We start from the raw sequence: 18791 nt of genomic DNA on the forward strand, positions 1-18791 counted from the left end.
GTCGGTGATCCCTGCCGGCAGGCGGAGGAGACACCATGAGCCAGCAGCACCCCCCGGCGACCTCGGGTGCCGACCCGAAGTGGTGGACCCTGACTGCCGTCTGCCTCGGCGTCTTCATGCTCCTGCTGGACATCACCATCGTGAACGTCGCGCTGCCGGACATCCAGGACCAGCTGCACGCCTCGCTGTCCGACCTCCAGTGGGTCATCGACGCCTACGCCCTCAGCCTGGCCGCCCTGCTGCTCACCGCCGGGTCCCTGGCCGACCTGTACGGGCGCCGCCTGGTGTTCGTGATCGGGCTGGTCGTGTTCACGTTCGGCTCGGTCGCGTGCGGGTCGGCGCAGAACATCACGTTCCTCACGATCTCTCGAGCGTTCCAGGGCATCGGCGGCGCCGCGATGTTCGCGACGGCGCTCGCGTTGCTGGCCGCGGCGTTCCACGGCAAGGACCGCGGGACGGCCTTCGGCGTCTTCGGCGCGACCACCGGCGTCGCCGTCGCGATCGGTCCGGTGCTCGGCGGCGCCCTGACCAGCGGCCTGTCGTGGCGGTGGATCTTCTTCGTCAACGTGCCGATCTGCCTGGTCGCGCTGGCCGTCACGCTGATGCGCCTCGTCGAGTCGAAGGACCGGCACGCCGGGCGTCCCGACTGGTTCGGCTTCGTGTCGTTCTCGATCGCGCTCGGCGCCCTGGTCTACGGGCTCATCGAGGCCGGTGAGGACGGATGGGGCGAGCAGCGGGTCGTGCTGTCGTTCGTCCTGTCCGGCGTGCTGCTGGTGGTCTTCGTCGTCAGCCAGCTTCTCCAGGAGCATCCGATGTTCGACCTCGGCCTCCTCCGCAAGCCCACGTTCACCGGAGGCCTGATCGCGGCGTTCGGCGTCTCGGCCTCGATCTTCTCGCTGCTGACCTACCTCGTGATCTACGTGCAGAACGTGCTCGGCTACTCCGCCGTCGCCACCGGCGTCCGGTTCCTGTTCCTGTCCGTCGCGTCGTTCTTCGCGGCGGCGGTGGCGGGCCGCCTCACCGAGAAGATGCCCGTGAAGTGGCTGATCGGACCCGGCTTCCTGATCCTCGGCGTCGGCCTGCTGCTGATCCACGGGATCCACGAAGACTCGTCGTGGACCCACCTGATCCCCGGCCTGCTCGTCTCCGGCTTCGGGGTCGGCATGATCAACCCGCCGTTGGCGTCCACCGCGGTCGGCGTCGTCCCGGTGTCCCGCGCGGGCATGGCCAGCGGCGTGAACTCGACGTTCCGACAGGTCGGGATCGCCACCGGGATCGCCGCGCTCGGGTCGATCTTCAGCCAGCGGGTGGCGGACGCCGTCCGGCCCCAGCTGGTCGCGGGTCACGTCCCCGCGAACGCGGTCCACGGCCTCACCGCGGCCCTCTCGGGCGGGCAGGTCGTGCCCGCCGCGACCGGCGCGCAGCAGGCGGCCTCAGCTCAGGGCGGGGCCGCCGCGGGCCAGCAGGCCTACGACCTCGTGCGGTCGGTCGGCACCTCGGGCGTGGTCGACTCGCTCAACCACATCACGATGATCGCCGCGGTGATGGCGTTCGTCGTCGGGGCGCTGTGCCTGGTCCTGATCCGGCAGAAGGACTTCGTCGACCGATCTGCGACGGGCCAGCCCACCGATGACTCCGGTCGTGTGCCCGAGACCGCGGTCTAGCGCGGTCTAGCGCGGGCTCGGACACACGACCCTGTCAGCCGATGACCGGGCCAGCGAACGACGGGGTGGTAGGCCCTGGCCCGGAAGCAGCGCACGCGCCAGGCGGCTTCTCGCCCGCCGGGTCCACGGCCCGCGCGCGGAAGCACGGGGACCCACCCTCGAACTCGGCGTCGGTCTCCGTGGCCGTGGTGCGGCGACCGTCCTGGACCCCAGGCGTAGGACCCCCCTTCCGGCCGGCCTCCGACAGCTGCACGTCGTCGACCGGGGTCGACCCGTCGCTGTCCGAGCCGGACCACGTGAACGTCGCGAGCCACGGTGCGCCCGGGTCGGGCTCGGGCCGAGGGCAAGGTCATTGCATCCACTGCCGGGCGGTGCGCCGCACGACCAAGCGCAGCGAGGTCACGTCAGTCGGTCGATGAGGCGCATCGCGTCGCGCGGCGCATAGCCCTTGACGTCGTTGTCGAAGTAGACGAAGACGTCCTGCCCGGCCGCGGACCACCCGCGGCACCGGTCAGCCCACTCGTCGACGGCCCGGTCGGTGTACCCGCTGGCGTAGAGCTCCTGGTCGCCGTGCAACCGGACGTACCGGACCGGACCGGTGTCCTGGTCGACCTTGGGCCAGCGCCCGGCCGTGTCGGCGAGCACGGTCGCGATGCGGTGCCGGCGCAGTACGGCGTCGGCCTCGGCAGTGGCGAAGGAGGCGCTCCGGAACTCCAGTGCGTAGTGGATCGGCCGGTGGTCCTCGGCCGCGGTGAGCGCGCGGTCATCGGGCACCTTGTCGTCGTGACGGGTGGCGAGCTCGGCGGCCTCGGTCGTCGAGCGTGGCAGGCCCGCGAGGAACTCGTCCAGCACGGCGGCGTCGAGCCGGAGGTTCTCCGGCAGCTGCCACAGGATCGGCCCGAGCGCCGGCCCGAGTGCGAGAACTCCCGAAGCGAAGAAGTTCGCGAGTGGGATCTCTACGCCCTTGAGCCGTTTCAGATGCGAGACGTACCGGGGACCCTTGACGGAGAACACGAACGCCGGCTTGACCCGGGTCGCCTCGGTCCGCCACGCGGCGTACGACGAGGGGCGTTGCAGGGAGTAGAAGGAGCCGTTCACCTCGATCGAGGTGAGGTGGTCGGCGGCGTACTCCAGCTCGCGCCGCTGCGGCAGGCCCGTCGGGTAGAAGTCACCGCGCCACGCGGGGTAGCGCCATCCCGAGATGCCGACCCTGACCTGCCCGCTCACGGCTCAGAGTCTGTCGCGGCCGTGCGGCGTGAGCCAGCCGTCCAGACCCGGCCCCCTCGGGACGATCCCGGACGGGTTCAGCTGCCGATGGACGACGTAGTAGTGGGTCTTGATCTGGTCGAAGACCGTGTTGTCGCCGAAGCCGGGGGTCCCGAAGAGGTCGCGGGCATAGCCCCACAACGCCGGCAGCTCCGACAGCTTGGTGCGGTTGCACTTGAAGTGGCCGTGGTAGACCGCGTCGAACCGGGCCAGCGTGGTGAACAGCCGGACGTCGGCCTCGGTGATCGCCGCTCCCATCAGGTAGCGGCGGTCGGTCAGCCGCTGCTCGAGCCAGTCCAGCGCCGTCCAGAGCCGGTCGTAGGCCTCGTCGTAGGCCGCCTGGTCGTCGGCGAAGCCGCAGCGGTAGACGCCGTTGTTGACCTCCGTGTAGATCCGCTCCATCACCTCGTCCATCTCGGCGCGGACGTCGACCGGCCACAGGTCCGGCGCGTCGCGACGATGGTGGTCGCGCCACTCGAAGAAGAGGTCGTGGGTGATCTGGGGGAAGTCGTTGGTGACGACCTGCCCCGACGCCACCTCGACGATCGCCGGCACCGTGATCCCCCTGGCGTAGTCGGGCTCGCGGGCGAGGTAGGCCTGCTGGAGACGTTCGATCCCGAGCACGGGATCGCGGCCGTCGGCGTCCAGCCCGAAGGTCCAGCTGCGCTCGTCGTGCGTCGGCCCGCACACCCCCATGGAGATGACGTCCTCCAGGCCGAGCAGCTGGCGCACGATGATCGCCCGGTTGGCCCACGGACACGCCCACGCCGCCACCAGCCGGTACCGACCGGCCTCGGCCGGCCAGGTGGTCGTGTCGAGGTCACCCACAGCCGGGTCCTGTGAGCGTCCCGACTCGCGGGTGACCCGGTCCGGGAGGTAGTCGGTATCGCGCTCGAACGCCGCCATCCTCACGTCGTACCCGCAACCAAGCCCGAGACTCGCCAGCCACGACCCGGACCACCGGAGGCGCCCACGAGCCTCCAGCCGCGCCCCCGGTCGGCCGCCACGGGACCCGACCCGGGCGACACGTGCGCAGGTCGTCGGCCGCCAAGGGGGACGGCCACAGGCGAACCGACTGCGGCCGGCCGAGTGCCGCCGAGTGTCGACCGGGTCGGTCCCGTGGCGGCTGACCGGGGCCGGGTCGGCCGACGACGCAGAAACGCCACAGCACCCTTTGCAAAGTGTTCTTTGCAAAGGTATGTTGTGGGTATGGCCGACTCCACCGTCACCCCCACCTCCGCCGGGCTGCGCGCGCTGTCCCACCCGACCCGGCTCAAGATGCTGATGCTCCTGCGTCTCGAGGGCCCGGCCACCGCCACCCAGCTGGCCCAGCTGCTCCGCCTCAACACCGGCGCCACGTCGTACCACCTGCGACAGCTGGCCGAGCACGGCTTCATCGTCGAGGACGCCGGCCGCGGCGACAGACGCGACCGGTGGTGGCGGGCCGCCCACATGAACACGCGCGCCGACCTCGACTCGCGCACTACCGAGGAGGAGGCCGAGAGCACCGAGGCCTACCTGCACTCGGTCGCGCTGCTCTACACCGAGACCCTCATGCAGTTCGCCGCCGAGCACCGCTACCTCCCCGCCCCCTGGCGGTCTGCGAGCACCACCAGCGACTGGCACCTCCGGCTGACCCCCGAGCGGGCCGAGGAGCTGGTGCTGGCGCTGGTCGACGTGATCGAGGGCTGGACCGAGGCAGACGAGGACAGCCCCGGCGCGGACACCTTCGTGGTCAACCTCAACGCGTTCCCCAGGCCCGGCACCGTCGTCTTGGAGGGACCGCAGGCATGACCCTCGCATCGACCCGCAAGCCGGGCCGCCGACTCCCGCTCTACGGGTGGCTGACCGCCGACGCGATCTCGTTGCTCGGCACCCGCGTCTCGATGATCGCGATCCCCTGGCTGGTCCTGATCACCACCGGCTCACCGACGCGCACCGGGCTCGTCGCCTTCGCCGAGATCACGCCGATGGTGCTGCTCAAGGCCTTCGGCGGACCCGTGGTGGACCGCGTCGGTGCGCGTCGCCTCGCGATCACCGCCGATGCGCTCTCCTGCCTCGTGGTCGGGACGATCCCGGTCCTGCACCATGCCGGTGCGCTCAGCTTCGGCGTCCTGCTCGGCCTCGTCGCGATCGCCGGGGCCCTGCGCGGACCCGGCGACGCGGCGAGCACCGCCCTGGTCCCCGCGCTCGTCGAGCGGGCCGAGGTGCCCTACGAGCGCGCCACCGGACTGTCCTCGGCCATCGAGCGCGGGGCGACCATGGTCGGAGCGGCGATCGCCGGCGGCCTGGTCTCGACCATCGGCGCGGCCGACGCCGTCGCCGTCGACGCCGCGTCGTTCGGCCTGTGCGCACTGGTGCTCGTCGCGACGACCGGGAGCCTGGAGACGACGCCTGCCCAGCTCTCCCAGCCGTCCGGTGCCGAGACCGTCACCGAGCCGGAGACGTCGTCGTACGCCGCGCAGCTCCGCGAGGGCTGGGACTTCCTGCGTCGCGACGCCGTCCTGATGAGTCTGTGCGTCATGGTGGCGGTGACCAACCTGCTCGACCTCGCGTGGTCGGCGGTGCTGCTGCCGGTGTGGGCGCACGACTCCGGCGCCGGGGTCGGGGCGGTCGGTCTGGTCTTCTCCGTCTGGGGTGGCGCGTCGATGCTCGGCTCGGTCGTCGCCGCGACGTACGGCACCCGGCTGCCGAGGTTCGCGACCTACCTCGTGGCGTTCCTGGTCACCGGCCTGCCACGGTTCGTGCTCTTCGCGCTGGGCGTGCCGCTGTGGGCGATCCTGGCGATGTGCGTGGTCGGCGGGGCGTCGTCGGGCTTCTTGAACCCGGTGCTCGGCGCGGTGCAGTTCGAGCGCATCCCGCGCGAGATGGTGGGCCGGGTGACGGCCCTGTCCAGCGCGCTGTGCTGGTCGCTGATGCCGGTGGGCGGTGTCCTGGGCGGCGTGCTGGTGAGTCGGATCGGGCTCTCACCGGCCCTGCTGGTGGTCGGCCTGGGCTACTTCGCCGCGACGATGGCGCCCGCTCTCTTCCCGAGCTTCCGCGGCATGAGCCGCCGCGAGCCCGCCCCCACCCGCGAGACCGTCGCCGCCTGACAGCGCTGACCCGGCCGCGTCAGCGCTGGAAGGTGCGGCCGAGCTCGACGACCCGGTCGTTGGCCTCGGTCTCGCCGATCGTGACCCGTGCCCCGTCGCCGGCGAACGGGCGCACCACGATGCCGAGCTCGTCGGCCGCAGCGGCGAGGTCGGTGGTGCGGTCGCCGACGGCGAACCACACGAAGTTGCCCTGCGCCTCCGGCACCGTGACGCCGGCGTCGGCCAGCGCCTTCACCACCCGCTCGCGCTCCGCGACCAGGCCCTCGACGCGCTCGAGGAGCTCCGGCTCGGCTCGCAGGGAGGCGATCGCCGCGGCCTGGGCGACCCCCGAGACGCCGAACGGCAGGCTCACGGCACGCAGGGCAGCGGCTACGGCGGGAGGCGCGACGGCGTACCCGACCCGGAAGCCGGCCAGCCCGTAGGCCTTGGAGAAGGTGCGGGTGGACACGACGTTGTCGTGAGCCAGCACCGTCGCGACACCGTCGACGGCGTCGAGCATCCGCACGAACTCGAGGTAGGCCTCGTCGACGACCACGAGCACGTGGGACCCGATGCGCTCCAGGAACCTGTCGAGCTCGGCCTGGGTCACCGACGGCCCGGTGGGGTTGTTCGGCGTGCAGACCATGACGACCTTGGTGCGGTCGGTGACGGCCGCGACCATGGCGTCGAGGTCGTGGCGACCGTCGGCGGCGAGCGGCACCTGGACGTTGGCGGCACCCGCGGCGGTGACGGCTATGGGGTAGGCCTCGAAGCTGCGCCAGGCGTAGACCACCTCGTCGCCGGGCTCGCAGAACGCCTGCACGAGCTGGTAGATCAGGCCCACGCTGCCGGTCGCCAGGGCCAGCCGGTCGGTGTCGACGCCGAGCTTGTCGCCCAGCGCGGCGTAGAGCGCGGTGTTGCCCATGTCGGGATAGCGGTTCATCTGCTCGGCGGCCCGCGCGGCCGCCTCGACCACGCCCGCCAGCGGCGGGTAGGGGTTCTCGTTGCTGCTCAGCTTGTACGTCGTCAGACCTTCGCGCGTCTTCGGCGGCTTGCCCGCGACGTAGGCCGGGATCCGGAGGACGCACTCGCGCGGCTGCGGCGAAGTCATGCGGTCAACCTATCTCCGCCGTCCCCGCACCGTGACCGTGCCGTGACCGTGCCCTGACCGTGCTCGCCACGGCCGCAGGACCGGCAGCAGGACCAGTCCGGCCGCCACGCCGATCAGGGCTCCCGAGACGTTGTCGATGATGTCGGTGACGTCGCAGGCACGGTCGATCCGCGCGACGTGGAGCTGGGTCTCCTCGATGCCCAGGGAGTACGCCGCGAGCGCGAGCAGGCCCAGCGGCACCAGCACCCGGCCGGCTCGCCACCGCGAGGCCGCGACCACCCCGAAGACCCCGGCGGGCACGAACAGCAGGGTGTTGAGCAGCTCCTGGCCGCCACCGAAGATCCAGAAGCCACCCGGCGCGGGGCCGTTGATGTTCCAGCTGCACCTGGTCGCGTGCTCGTCGGCGGGGATGTAGCCCAGGCCGTTGCGAGCCGGCACCAGCGTCACGATCGCGATCACGACGAGGCTCCACAGCAGCCCGAACCACGCGACGCCCGCAAGCGCCCCCATCCGGCGCCCGACCGCCAGCCCGACGACCAGGGAGAAGAGTCCGGCGGCGGCGGCGAACAGCAGCATCCAGGTGATGCCACCGATCGGTTCCATGTCGTCGAGGGTAAGGGCGAGGTGCCGGACGGCGTCCCGGCCTGCCGGTCCTGGCGGCCGGGCTCGGGCGGGCGGTCAGACGGGAGGCAGGAGCACCTGCCCGCCCGGCACCGACGGCAGGTCGCGACCCACGGTGACGTCGACCGGGTTGGTCAGGCAGCGCACCGAGCCGCCGGCCTTGTGGAACTGCCACACCTCGACCTCCACGACCTCGAAGCCCCACGCGACCAGCTGCTCGCGAACCCGCGCGGGGCTGCCGGCCGGCAGCACCACCGTCTGGCCGATCACGATGGAGTTGGCGCAGAACGTCGACAGCGCCTCGTCGTCGGTGAGCACCAGCGGCTCGGGCACCAGGGAGAGCAGCGCCTCGGCCGAGGCCTGGTCGAAGGCTCCCGGCGCCACCATCGCGCGGCGGTCGTCGAGCGGGCAGAAGGCCAGGTCGAGGTGGTACATCGCGGGGTGGGTGATGCGGAGACCGCGCACGCGCACCCCGAGCTCGGTGGCGAGGTGCTTGAGCGCCATCTCCTCGGTGCGCGGACCGTAGCCGGCGACGAGGGCGTCGCCCCAGGCGAAGACGTCGCCCGCCTCGAGGTGGGCGCCGACGCCATCGCGACCGACGTACGACGTGGTGCGGCCGCTGCGCTCGAACCACGGCTGCGAGGTGAGCGTCTCCATCCGGCGCTCCGCGAAGCGCATGTGGGACATCACGACGTGTCCGCGAGAGGCCGCGAGGCCCTCGGGGAGGACCATCGCGAGGCCGAGGTTCATCGCGTAGACCATGTCGGGGGCGTCCTCGCGCTGCGGGACGACCTCGACGGTGCCACCGAGCCGCTCGATCGTCGCGACCAGCTCGATCCACTCCGCCATCGCGCGGCGGGCGTCGGGCTGGTCGGCGGGATCCATGTAGGGGTTGATCGCGTAGTCGATGCGGAAGTGGTCGGGACGGACCATGACGTAGCGGCGTCCCCATCGCAGTGGCCGGGTGATCGACACGGAGTACCCCTCTCGCAGGAGCGCCGGCCCGAGGCGGGGCGCCGACAACTCTTTGTCAGACAATCTGACAAGATCGAGTATGGAGGACGGGTCGAGGGCCGGCAAGTCGGCGTCCGGGCCCCGGCTGTCGGACAATGGCCGACATGCCCCCCGTCGAGCCCGGTTCCGTCCGCGCGGCCGGCGACGGCTCGCCGTTCGACGGGCTGAGCCTGGAGCACTCCTCGACCGTCGAGCGCGTGGCCGACGAGCTGCGCAGGGCCGTGTTCGACGGTGAGATCGAGTCCGGGACACCGCTGCGCGAGGTCGCGCTGACCGAGTCGCTCGGGGTCTCGCGACCGACCGTCCGCGAGGCGCTGGCCCTGCTCGTCGCCGAGGGGCTGGCGACCCGCGAGCCCAACCGCGGCGTCAGCGTGGCGAGCCCCGACCCCGAGTCGGTGCGCGACGTGTCGACCGCGCGAACGGTCCTGGAGACGGCCGGGGTGCGCACCTGGGCCCGGGCCTCGGAGGAGGCCCGTCACGCCGTCCGGTACGCGCTCGCCGACTACGAGCGGGCCGTTGCCGCGGACGCGTCGTACCGAGAGCTCAACGAGCTCCATCTCGGCATCCACCTCAGCCTGGTCGGCCTCACGGGATCGCCCCGACTGGTCGCGATGGCGGAGTCCATCGTCGGGGAGCTGCGGCTGGTGCTCGCCCAGATCGACCGCGTGCGCCGCAACGCCCGCGACCAGGCCGGCAGCCACCACCACCTGCTCGACCTGCTGGAGTCCGGAGACACCGACGCCGCGATCGCCGAGCTGGAGGTCCATCTGCATGGCGCGGAGGACGCCATCATCGAGCGGCTCGACCTGACCTGACCCGCCGACCCCTCGCCTATGCTTCTAGAGGTGAGGTTCGTGACCTGGCTGCTGTCCACCGCCGCGGGGGTCGCTGTCGCGACCTGGCTGATCTCCGGCATCTACCTCACCGGCCCGCACACGGGGCAGGCGGAGCTGAAGCACAAGCTCCTGCCCCTGCTGCTCGTCGCCCTGATCCTGGGCCTGGTCAGCAGCTTCGTGAAGCCCGTGGTCACGTTCTTCTCCATTCCCTTCATCATCTTCACCATCGGCCTGTTCCTGCTGGTGATCAACGCGCTGATGCTGATGCTGACGGCCTCCATCGCCGGCGGGCTCGGCATCGGCTTCCACGTGCAGGGCTTCTGGAACGCCTTGTGGGGCTCGATCGTGATCACGGTGGTGAACTGGTTCATCGACGTCGCGGTGCTCGAGGACGACGACCGCCGCCCGGGGTCCCGGTCGCGGGCGCGGTCTCGCTCGCGATCCCGGCAGGGGCAGGGCTAGTGCCGCTGCCGCCCCCGCGGCGGCCGGGTCACTACCGCGTGACCCTGGTCTGCCTGGGCAACATCTGCCGCTCACCCATGGCCCACGTCGTGCTCGAGCAGCGGCTGGCGGACGCCGGGCTCCACGGCCGGGTGAGCGTGAGCAGCAGCGGGACCGGCGACTGGCACGTCGGCGAGCCGATGGACGACCGCGCCGCCGCGACCCTCGACCAGGCCGGCTACGACCCCACCCGCCACCGGGCTCGACAGTACGACGAGACCGAGGCCGCGTCGTACGACCTCGTGCTGGCGATGGACTCGGCCAACCTCGCCGACGTGGGCGGCCGGTCCGAGCGGGTCCGGCTCTACCGCGACTTCGACCCGGTCGAGCCGGGTGCGGACGTGCCCGACCCGTGGTACGGCGGGAGCGACGGCTTCGACACCGTGCTCGAGCTGGTCGAGCGCACCTCCGAGGCCCTGGTCACCGAGCTGTCAGGGCTGTCCGGGCTGTCCGGGCAGTCCGAGCGGTCCGCGCCGTAGCCCACGCGGCCACATCGCCACATCGCCACGCCGCCACGCCGCCACAGGAGGAACCGATGCCGAAGCCGCCGCTCCCCGAGGCCGCCCTCGCGCTGCTGCGGCAGCCGAACCCGGCCGTGATCGCCGTCCGCCGGCCCGACGGGCATCCGATGTCGGTCGCGACGTGGTACCTCCTCGAGGACGACGGCACCGTGCTGGTGAACATGGATGCCGGTCGCGCGCGGCTGCGCTGGATCCAGGAGCACCCGTTCGTCTCCCTCACGGTGCTCCAGGAGGACGAGTGGTACGTCCACGTCAGCGTCCGCGGCCAGGTCGCGCGCTGGGAGCACGACGAGCAGCGAGCACTGGCCGACATCGACCGGCTGGCTCGCCACTACACCGGGCAGGCCTTCGGCAACCGCGCGTCCGCCCGCGTCAGCGCGTGGGTCGAGATCACCCACTGGCACGGGTGGGAGATCGACTGAGGACCTCTGGGACGGACGACCCGCGGAGCAGGCTGGCGCGGCGCAGTACGGTGAACCCTGCCGGATCCGAGGAGGTCGCGATGACGCGTCAGCCCCACATCGCCCGCCGGGCCGAGGAGCTGTTGGGCTCCGCGGTCGCGGCCACGGCTCCGGTTGCCGGCGGTGACGTCGCGATCGCCACCAAGCTGCGCCTGAGCAGCGGCCGGTCGGCGTTCATGAAGACGCTGACCAACGCGCCGGCCGGCTTCTTCGAGGCCGAGGCGGCCGGGCTCCGCTGGCTGGGCGAGGCGGCCGGGGTCCACGTGCCCGAGGTCCTCGCCGTCCAGGCCGACTGCCTGATCCTGGAGTGGGTCGAGCCCGGGAAGCTGTCTACCGAGGCGGCCGCGGAGTTCGGCCGGGCCCTGGCCAAGACCCACGACGCCGGGGCCGCGGCGTACGGCTCGGGTCGCGAGGGATTCATCGGGCGGCTGCCCCTGCCCAACAAGGCGGCCCCGACCTGGGCGGAGTTCTACGCGACCCGGCGGGTCCTGCCCTACCTCAAGCTGGCCCGCGACCGCGCCGCCATCTCCCCCGACGGGGCGGCCGTGGTCGAGGGGATCGTGGGCCGTCTGCCCGGCCTGGTCCCGGAGGAGGGACCGCGACGGCTGCACGGCGACCTGTGGAACGGCAACGTCATCTGGACCCACGAAGCCGGCTCCTGCGTGATCGACCCGGCTGCTCATGGCGGTCACCGGGAGACCGACCTCGCGATGCTCGCCCTGTTCGGGCTGCCCCAGCTGCCTCGGGTGCTCCAGGCGTACGAGGAGGTGTCGCCTCTGGCCGAGGGCTGGGAGGACCGCGTGGGGCTGCACCAGCTCCACCCGCTGCTGGTCCACGCCTGCCGGTTCGGCGGCGGCTACGGCGCGCGCGCGGCCGAGGTTGCGGGCCGGTACGCCTGATCGCGCGCCGTCCTCGCTTCTCAGGCACGACTCAGGACGATCGGGCACAGTAGGGGGGTGACACCCGCGTCGACCTCCGCGAGCAGCAAGCCGCACGTGCTCGTCGTCGACGACGACAAGGCGGTGCGCGAGTCGCTGCGCCGAAGCCTGGAGTTCAACGGGTACGCCGTGTCCCTGGCCGCCGACGGAGCCGAGGCGCTCGCGGGCATCGGCCACGGGCAGGGTCCCGACGTCGTCGTGATGGACGTGATGATGCCGCGCCTCGACGGCATCGAGACCACCAAGACGCTGCGCAAGGCCGGCAACGACGTCCCGATCCTGGTGCTGACCGCACGTGACGCCGTGGGCGACCGGGTCGAGGGCCTGGACGCCGGGGCCGACGACTACCTCACCAAGCCCTTCGCCCTCCAGGAGCTGCTGGCCCGTTTGCGGGCGCTGCTGCGCCGCGTCGTACCCAATGACGGTGAGGACTTCGAGGTGCTGTCCTTCGCCGACCTGTCCATGGACCTCGCGACCCGCGACGTACGCCGCGACGGGCGCGCGATGGAGCTGACGCGCACGGAGTTCACGCTGCTGGAGATGTTCCTGCGCCGCCCACGGCGCGTGCTCGAGCGCGCGTTCATCCTCGAGGAGGTCTGGGGCTACGACTTCCCGACCACCGCGAACTCCCTCGAGGTCTACGTCGGGTACCTCCGCCGCAAGACCGAGGCCGAGGGCGAGCCCCGGCTGATCCACACGGTTCGAGGCGTCGGGTACGTCCTGAAGGAGGGGTGAGCGTGCGTCAGGCGGCCAAGGCGTCGGCCGCACCCGCCGCTGAGGCCGCCCCGGCGGCCGAGCCGACGTCGCGCACGTCGGCTCTCGACGAGCCGCGATGGCACTACCGGCGCTCCCTGGCCAGTCGGGTCATCCTGATGACCACGATGGCGGTCTGCTTCGCGGTCGCGCTGGTCGCGCTCGGCGCCTTCGTGACCGTCAGGATGTCGCTGGAGAACTCCCTGGACAACTCCCTGATCGGTCGGGCGCACGCGATCGCCGATGCGGGCATCCCGTCGGTCAACCAGAACCCCTCCGTGCCGCGGTGGGCGCTGGGCGCCGGCGGCGTCGACATGATGATGTACAACTACCAGGGCCACAAGTACGCCATCGAGGGCGACAACACCCCGCTGGCGCTGGGATCTCCCGAACGCCAGGTGGCCGCGGGTCACTCCGCCCACAGCATCCGGACGATCACGGTGAACACCGTCCAGTACCGCGTCGTGAGCGTCCCCTCGGGCTACCCCGGCGTGGCGCTGGTCCTCGCCCAGAACATGGCGCCCGAGCAGCGGGTGCTCAAGCGCCTGGGCGCCGTGATGCTGCTGTTCGGCCTGGCCGGCGTCATCGGCGCCGCGGCCGCGGGCTGGGCCGTCGCCCGCAACGGTCTGCGCCCGGTGCGACGGCTGACCCGCAGCGTCGAGTGGATCGCCCGCACCGAGGACCTCCAGCCGCTGCCGGTCGAGGGCGACGACGAGATCGCGCGGCTCGCGACGGCGTTCAACGACATGCTCGTCGCACTGTCCGCGTCGCGAGACCGGCAGCGACGGCTGGTCGCCGATGCCGGACACGAGCTGCGCACGCCGCTGACGTCGCTGCGCACCAACCTGGACCTGATGCTCCAGGCCGACAGCTCCGGCGGGCTGGACGACGCCGCCCGCCACGAGCTGCTCGACGACGTACGCGGTCAGATCGAGGAGATGTCGACGCTGGTCGGCGACCTGGTCGAGCTCGCCCGCGACGAGCCGCTGCGCACCGTGGTCGAGCAGGTCGACCTGGCCGAGGTCGTCGATCGCGCCGTGGCCCGCGCCCGGCGCCGCGGCACCGGACTGACCTTCGAGGTGGACACCGAGCCCTGGTGGGTGATCGGCGAGTCGGCGTCCCTGGAGCGCGCGGTGACCAACCTGCTGGACAACGCCGTGAAGTGGAGCCCCTCGGGGGGCCGGGTCGGCATCCGGCTCAACCACGGCACACTGACCGTCGACGACGAGGGTCCCGGCATCGCGGCCGGCGACCGAGAGCATGTCTTCGACCGCTTCTACCGCTCCCAGGAGTCCCGGTCGATGCCGGGCTCGGGTCTCGGGCTCTCGATCGTCCGCCAGGTGATCGAGCGCCATTCCGGCGTCGTCCGGGTCGACGAGACCGACGCCGGGGGGACCCGGATGATCATGCAGCTCCCCGGCGCCCCCCTCCTCGCCACCCCCACCTGAGCTGGGGCTCGGCGTCTGTCGAATCCCCCGCTTACGCGGGGGAGTTGGCACTTATTGGGGGTTGCAACGGCCAGTAAGTGTCAACTCCCCCGCGTAAGCGGGGGATTCGACTGAGTGCGAGGCCAAGAAGAGCTAGGGCTCGAAGCGGTAGCCCATGCCGGGCTCGGTGATCAGGTGCCGGGGCCGCGCGGGCTCGTCCTCGAGCTTCTTGCGCAGTCCCCCGACGTAGACGCGCAGGTAGTTCGTCTCCCTCCCGTACGCCGGACCCCAGACCTCGTGCAGCAGCTCGCGCTGGCTGACCAACCGCCCCGGGGTGCGGACCAGCATCTCCAGCAGTCCCCACTCCGTCGGCGTCAGCCGCACCACCGCGCCGCCCTTGGTGACGCGCCGCGCGGGCAGGTCGATGACGAGGTCACCGGCCTCGAGCACCGGCACGTCGGAGCCGGCGCGACGTCCCGCCGCACGGATCCGCGCGAGCAGCTCGTCCATCCCGAACGGCTTGGTGACGTAGTCGTCGGCACCCAGGTCGAGAGCCAGGACCTTCTCGCCGGACTCGGCCCGCGCGGACAGGACGACCACCGGCACCGTGCTCCACGCCCGCAGCCGGCGCAGGACCTCGACGCCGCCGATGTCCGGCAGCCCGAGGTCGAGGACGACCAGGTCGGGCTTGTCCTCGCGCAGGGCCTGGAGCGCCGAGCGTCCGTCGGCCGCGATCAGCACGTCGTGGCCGGCCGCGTGCAGTCCGATGCCCAGAGTGCGACGCAGAGTCGTGTCGTCGTCGACCAGGAGGATCCTCACGATCCGGCTCCGGGCAGGTCGAGGGCCATCGTCAGCCCGCCCTCCGGCGTCTCGGTCGCCTCCAGGGTCCCGCCCTGCGCCTCGGTGAGGCCGCGCGCGACCGCCAGACCCAGGCCCACCCCGCTCCCGGAGTCGCCGCGGCGCTGGAACGGCTCGAAGATCCGGGCCCGGTCGGCGACCTCGACGCCGGGGCCGTGGTCGACGACGCACAGCCGCACTCGCGAACCGCGGGTCTCGCCGACCACCTCGACGACCTCGCTGTAGCGCAGGGCGTTGCCGACCAGGTTCGCCACGATCCGCTCCAGCAGCCCGGCGTCGACGTACGCCGTGGGCAGGTCGCCGATCTCGACCCTGCCGGCGTCCTCGAGTCCGACCAGCGAACGGCGGACGACCTCTCCGAGCGGGACGTCGCCCGCGATCGGCACCACCGCGCCCGTCTCGAGCCGGCTCATGTCGAGCAGGTCGCTGACCATGAGGGTGAGTCGTGAGATCGACGACTCCATCGCCGCGAGCAGCTCGCGGCGCTCGGCGACGTCGAGCCGCTGGTCGTGGACCCGCAAGGTCTCGGCCGCCGATCGTAGGCCCGCCAGCGGGGTGCGGAGGTCGTGCGAGACGGCGGCCAGCAGCGCCGTCCTCGTGCGGTTCCCTGCCTCGAGCTGCTCGGCCGCCATCGACTGCCGGGCCAGCTCCTCGCGTTCGCGCAGGACCCCGACGTGCGATGCGAACGCGGCGGCGACCGAGCGCTCACGGGGGCCGAGCTCGGCGCCTGAGAACACGAGCCAGCCGCCGGCACCGGCCGGCACCACGACGGCACCCGGCTGTGCGCCGGGCTCCTGCGCGACCAGCTCCGCGTCGTCGGCGCCGAACGTACGGCGTGCCAGGTCCAGCAGCCGGGGCACGTCGTACTCCCCGCCGAGCACCTGCCGGTTGAGCATGGCGAGCGTCCCCGCCTCCCGGCCGGCCGCCCGCGCCTCTGCCCGTCCGCGCGCCGCCGCGTCGACGACCGCCGCGACGGCGATCGCGGTGACGGCGAAGACCAGCAGGGCGAAGAGGTCGTCCCCCGAGGCGACGTCGAAGGTGTGCAGGGGCGGCAGGAGGTAGAAGTTCAGCAGCAGTGCACCCAGCACGGCGGCCGCGAGGCCCGGCCACCGGCCACCGACCAGGGCGATCAGGACGGCGAGGCTGAGGTAGAGCATCGTGGCGAGGGAGCTGCGCGACGACCCGGACGCCAGCCGCGCCAGCGCCTCGGTCAGCAGCGGGAGCCCGAGGACGACACCGGCCCAGCCGAGGACCAGTCGCCGACGGCTCAACCGACCCGCTTCCGGACTCTGCACGGCCCCAGTGTCCCCGATCAGGGCCGGGTCGAGGACCTGCGCGGACACCTCACCCCACGTGGACGTGCGGGCGACGGGCCGGGTCGGGCTCGGCCCGACGCAACACCTCGCGGGTGACCGGCGCGACCTCGCCGGAGCCGAAGAGCAGGAACCGGAGCAGCTGCTGGACCGGGTTCCCCTCGGTCCACTCGAAGTACACGTGCGGGATCACGCCGGCGTCGTCGCGGATGCGCAGGGCCAGCGCCGCCAGCGCGTTGGGCACTGACGACGCGTTGACGCTCATCACCCGATAGCGGTGGTGCAGGACCTCGCCGCGCACGTGGAGCTGGCCCTCGAAGTCGCTGGCATCGACGACCGTCACCTCGACGAAGACGACGTCGGGGTCCGACGGCAGGTCGTGGTCGCGGCGCAGCTGCCGCACCTTGGCGACGTACTCGTCGGCATCGCGGTCCTCCGTCTTGTGGGCCACCAGGCGGATGGTCCGGCGCGCGCAGTCGCGCAGGAACACCCGGCTGGTGGCGTCGAAGTCGATCTCGGTCGCACGCAGCTCGAAGACGCGCTTGATCCTGGACAGGAGCGAGACCAGCACGATCGCAGCGATGAAGCAGGCACCGATCTTCACGCCGTCCGGACGCTCAACGACGTTGCTGACGGTGGTGTAGGCCAACACGAGGGCGATCACCGCGAACCCGACCGAGCGGTATCGCTGCCCGGCGCGCCGAGCAGCCAGGGTCACCGCGGTGGCGGCGCTGGTGAACAGGACCAGGACACCGGTGGCGTACGCACCACCCTGGCCGTCCACGCTCGCATGGAAGATCCAGGTGATCACGAAAGCAGCGAGGGTGAGGATCAGCACGAGCGGGCGGACCGCACCGGCCCACTCCGGAGACATCCCGTATCGGGGAAGGTACCGAGGGATGAGGTTCAGCATCCCGGCCATCGCAGAGGCCCCGGCGAACCACAGGATCGCGATCGTCGAGGCGTCGTACACCGTCCCGAAGCCGTTGCCGAGGTACAGGTGCGCCAGGTAGGCCAGGGCACGCCCGTTGGCGTGACCGCCGGCCTTGAACTGGGCAGCCGGGATCAACAGGGTGGTGGCGAACGCGCTGGTCACCAGGAAGGCGCTCATCAGCACAGCAGCGGTCGTCAGGAGCCGGCGCGTGCCCCGGATGCGACCCGTGGGGCGCGCCTCCGTGTCGCCGGCGTCGCCCGAGACATGGGGCATCACCGCAACGCCGGTCTCGAAGCCGGACATGCCGAGCGCGAGCTTGGGGAACACGATCAGCGAGACTCCCACCATGGCCAACGGGTTGCCATGCGCCGCCACCAGTCCGTGCTTCCAGTCCGGGACGAGGGCCGGGGCCTGCGCGATGTGCCAGAAGGCCACGCCGATCACGATGACGTTCAGCCCGAGGTAGCTCACGACCAGAGCGACGGCCACCCCGATGGCTTCGGTGAACCCGCGCAAGAAGACCGCGCCCAGCAGAGCAAGCAGGACCAGGGTGATCGCGACCTGGTGGCCTGCCAGATAGGGGTGCAGACTCGGGTTCTCGATCAGGTGGGCGCTCGCGTCGGCCGCCGACAGCGTCATCGTGATGATGAAGTCCGTCGCGGCGAAGCCGAGCAGCGCCAGGACGAAGAGCTTTCCCTTCCAGAAGCTCAGCAGCCGCTCCAGCATGGCGATCGAGCCCTCGCCGTGGGGGCTCTCCTCCGCGACGCGGCGGTAGACGGGAAGGGCACCGAACAGGGTGAGTGCGACGAGCACGAGCGTGGCGATCGGGGAGAGCAGGCCCGCTGCCAGGGCAGCGATGCCGGGCTGGTAGCCCAGCGTCGAGAAGTAGTCGACGCCGGTCAGGCACATCACCTTCCACCAAGGCTTGCCGGCATGGTCGTGACCGAGCTCGCCCTCGGTGACCAACCATGCCTTGGCCCGCCGGGTCAGCGGGACGGCGGTGTTGGTCGACGCAGTCATCGACGTGCCCGGGTCGCGAGCAGAGCCAGGGCGGTCATCCCGACGAGCAGGGCGAGATCGTGCCGGCCGTCCCAGCCGAGGACGCCGGCCCGGTGCTCGACGAAGCCGTCGATCAGGAGCCAGCCCGTGCCGGCGGCGCCCAGACCTGCCCGGGTCGCGGCGCCCACCGACGCCGCGGTGACCAGCAGCACCATCACCGCTCCGGCGGCGTACGACGAGACCGCGGCGATGCGGGCCAGGTCGAGGACGGCCAGGCCGCCCCACAGCACGATCCCGACCCGCACGCCGGCGAGCTCTGCCCAGGGGATGCCGGACACCGGGGGGAACGTGTCCCGGCGCGCCGAGGCGTGGATGCTCACGGTCCCACCTTGCGTGCCCCGCTCGGCGTACCCACGGGTCTTGACGCCTTCCTGACGCCCTCACCGAGTCGGCACCTGCCGAGTCGGCGTGCTTTGGGCGTACTTATTCGCCGAGTCGGCGTG

Annotated in this window: 19 protein-coding genes; 10 read left to right on the forward strand and 9 right to left on the reverse strand. The window is 71.9% G+C overall.

Annotated features, from left to right (window positions below; translation table 11 throughout):
* Positions 1-35: 35 nt before the first annotated feature.
* Positions 36-1664 carry a DHA2 family efflux MFS transporter permease subunit gene (locus tag VHW64_RS05740; protein ID WP_329649556.1) on the forward strand — a complete coding sequence of 543 codons (1629 nt, stop codon included), beginning with the start codon at positions 36-38 and terminating at the stop codon, positions 1662-1664.
* Positions 1665-2063: 399 nt separating this feature from the next.
* Here the strand turns inward: VHW64_RS05740 and VHW64_RS05745 are convergent, their stop codons facing one another.
* Positions 2064-2891: a DUF72 domain-containing protein gene (locus tag VHW64_RS05745; RefSeq protein ID WP_329649557.1), complete on the reverse strand. Its 828-nt coding sequence runs from the start codon at positions 2889-2891 to the stop codon at positions 2064-2066.
* A 3-nt stretch (positions 2892-2894) separates the two neighbouring features.
* On the reverse strand, positions 2895-3836 hold the full coding sequence (locus VHW64_RS05750) for a glutathione S-transferase family protein (RefSeq protein WP_329649558.1): 942 nt from the start codon (positions 3834-3836) through the stop codon (positions 2895-2897).
* Positions 3837-4139: 303 nt separating this feature from the next.
* On the opposite strand from VHW64_RS05750, the gene VHW64_RS05755 reads away from it, so the two are divergent.
* Both VHW64_RS05755 and VHW64_RS05760 read left to right on the forward strand, forming a co-directional pair.
* Positions 4140-4724, forward strand: coding sequence for a helix-turn-helix domain-containing protein (locus VHW64_RS05755; protein ID WP_329649559.1), 585 nt, complete (start codon positions 4140-4142; stop codon positions 4722-4724).
* Entirely contained in the window at positions 4721-6022 is a 1302-nt protein-coding gene (locus VHW64_RS05760; protein ID WP_329649560.1) for an MFS transporter, read from the forward strand. Before VHW64_RS05755 ends, VHW64_RS05760 begins: the two co-directional genes overlap by 4 nt.
* Before the next feature lie 19 nt (positions 6023-6041).
* On the opposite strand, the gene hisC is transcribed toward VHW64_RS05760, so the two are convergent.
* The 3 genes from hisC to VHW64_RS05775 form a co-directional block, all read right to left on the reverse strand.
* Positions 6042-7112, reverse strand: coding sequence for a histidinol-phosphate transaminase (gene hisC / locus VHW64_RS05765; RefSeq protein ID WP_329649561.1), 1071 nt, complete (start codon positions 7110-7112; stop codon positions 6042-6044).
* A gap of 9 nt (positions 7113-7121) precedes the next feature.
* On the reverse strand, positions 7122-7715 hold the full coding sequence (locus tag VHW64_RS05770; RefSeq protein ID WP_329649562.1) for a VanZ family protein: 594 nt from the start codon (positions 7713-7715) through the stop codon (positions 7122-7124).
* Positions 7716-7790: 75 nt separating this feature from the next.
* Complete coding sequence (locus tag VHW64_RS05775; protein ID WP_329649563.1) at positions 7791-8708, reverse strand: dimethylarginine dimethylaminohydrolase family protein; 918 nt, start codon at positions 8706-8708, stop codon at positions 7791-7793.
* Between the two features lie 143 nt (positions 8709-8851).
* On the opposite strand from VHW64_RS05775, the gene VHW64_RS05780 reads away from it, so the two are divergent.
* The 7 genes from VHW64_RS05780 to VHW64_RS05810 all read left to right on the forward strand — a co-directional run bounded on the left by VHW64_RS05780 (position 8852) and on the right by VHW64_RS05810 (position 14205).
* Positions 8852-9562: a GntR family transcriptional regulator gene (locus tag VHW64_RS05780; protein WP_329649564.1), complete on the forward strand. Its 711-nt coding sequence runs from the start codon at positions 8852-8854 to the stop codon at positions 9560-9562.
* Positions 9563-9592: 30 nt separating this feature from the next.
* A complete protein-coding gene (locus VHW64_RS05785) occupies positions 9593-10045 on the forward strand; it encodes a phage holin family protein (protein ID WP_329649565.1) in 453 nt (150 codons plus the stop codon).
* The gene (locus tag VHW64_RS05790) at positions 10045-10563 is read left to right on the forward strand and encodes a low molecular weight protein-tyrosine-phosphatase (protein WP_329649566.1); all 519 of its coding nucleotides are present in this window, start codon (positions 10045-10047) and stop codon (positions 10561-10563) included. The genes VHW64_RS05785 and VHW64_RS05790 overlap by 1 nt, the downstream gene beginning before the upstream one ends.
* Positions 10564-10619: 56 nt before the next feature.
* The gene (locus tag VHW64_RS05795) at positions 10620-11027 is read left to right on the forward strand and encodes a TIGR03618 family F420-dependent PPOX class oxidoreductase (RefSeq protein WP_329649567.1); all 408 of its coding nucleotides are present in this window, start codon (positions 10620-10622) and stop codon (positions 11025-11027) included.
* Between the two features lie 80 nt (positions 11028-11107).
* Positions 11108-11965: a fructosamine kinase family protein gene (locus VHW64_RS05800; RefSeq protein WP_329649568.1), complete on the forward strand. Its 858-nt coding sequence runs from the start codon at positions 11108-11110 to the stop codon at positions 11963-11965.
* 57 nt (positions 11966-12022) lie between these two features.
* Entirely contained in the window at positions 12023-12739 is a 717-nt protein-coding gene (locus VHW64_RS05805) for a response regulator transcription factor (RefSeq protein WP_329649569.1), read from the forward strand.
* Between the two features lie 2 nt (positions 12740-12741).
* A complete protein-coding gene (locus tag VHW64_RS05810) occupies positions 12742-14205 on the forward strand; it encodes a HAMP domain-containing sensor histidine kinase (RefSeq protein WP_329649570.1) in 1464 nt (487 codons plus the stop codon).
* 132 nt (positions 14206-14337) lie between these two features.
* Here VHW64_RS05810 and VHW64_RS05815 read toward each other — a convergent pair whose 3' ends face one another.
* From VHW64_RS05815 to VHW64_RS05830, 4 genes are read right to left on the reverse strand one after another with little or no spacing between them, the layout of a single operon-like run.
* The gene (locus VHW64_RS05815) at positions 14338-15003 is read right to left on the reverse strand and encodes a response regulator transcription factor (protein WP_329649571.1); all 666 of its coding nucleotides are present in this window, start codon (positions 15001-15003) and stop codon (positions 14338-14340) included.
* Complete coding sequence (locus VHW64_RS05820; RefSeq protein ID WP_329649572.1) at positions 15000-16337, reverse strand: sensor histidine kinase; 1338 nt, start codon at positions 16335-16337, stop codon at positions 15000-15002. Before VHW64_RS05820 ends, VHW64_RS05815 begins: the two co-directional genes overlap by 4 nt.
* A 49-nt stretch (positions 16338-16386) precedes the next feature.
* Positions 16387-18309 carry an amino acid transporter gene (locus VHW64_RS05825; protein WP_329649573.1) on the reverse strand — a complete coding sequence of 641 codons (1923 nt, stop codon included), beginning with the start codon at positions 18307-18309 and terminating at the stop codon, positions 16387-16389.
* A complete protein-coding gene (locus tag VHW64_RS05830) occupies positions 18306-18668 on the reverse strand; it encodes a hypothetical protein (RefSeq protein ID WP_329649574.1) in 363 nt (120 codons plus the stop codon). Before VHW64_RS05830 ends, VHW64_RS05825 begins: the two co-directional genes overlap by 4 nt.
* Positions 18669-18791: the final 123 nt, after the last annotated feature.

Origin of the sequence: Nocardioides sp. (assembly GCF_036267815.1) — a bacterium.
Lineage (GTDB): Bacteria > Actinomycetota > Actinomycetes > Propionibacteriales > Nocardioidaceae > Nocardioides.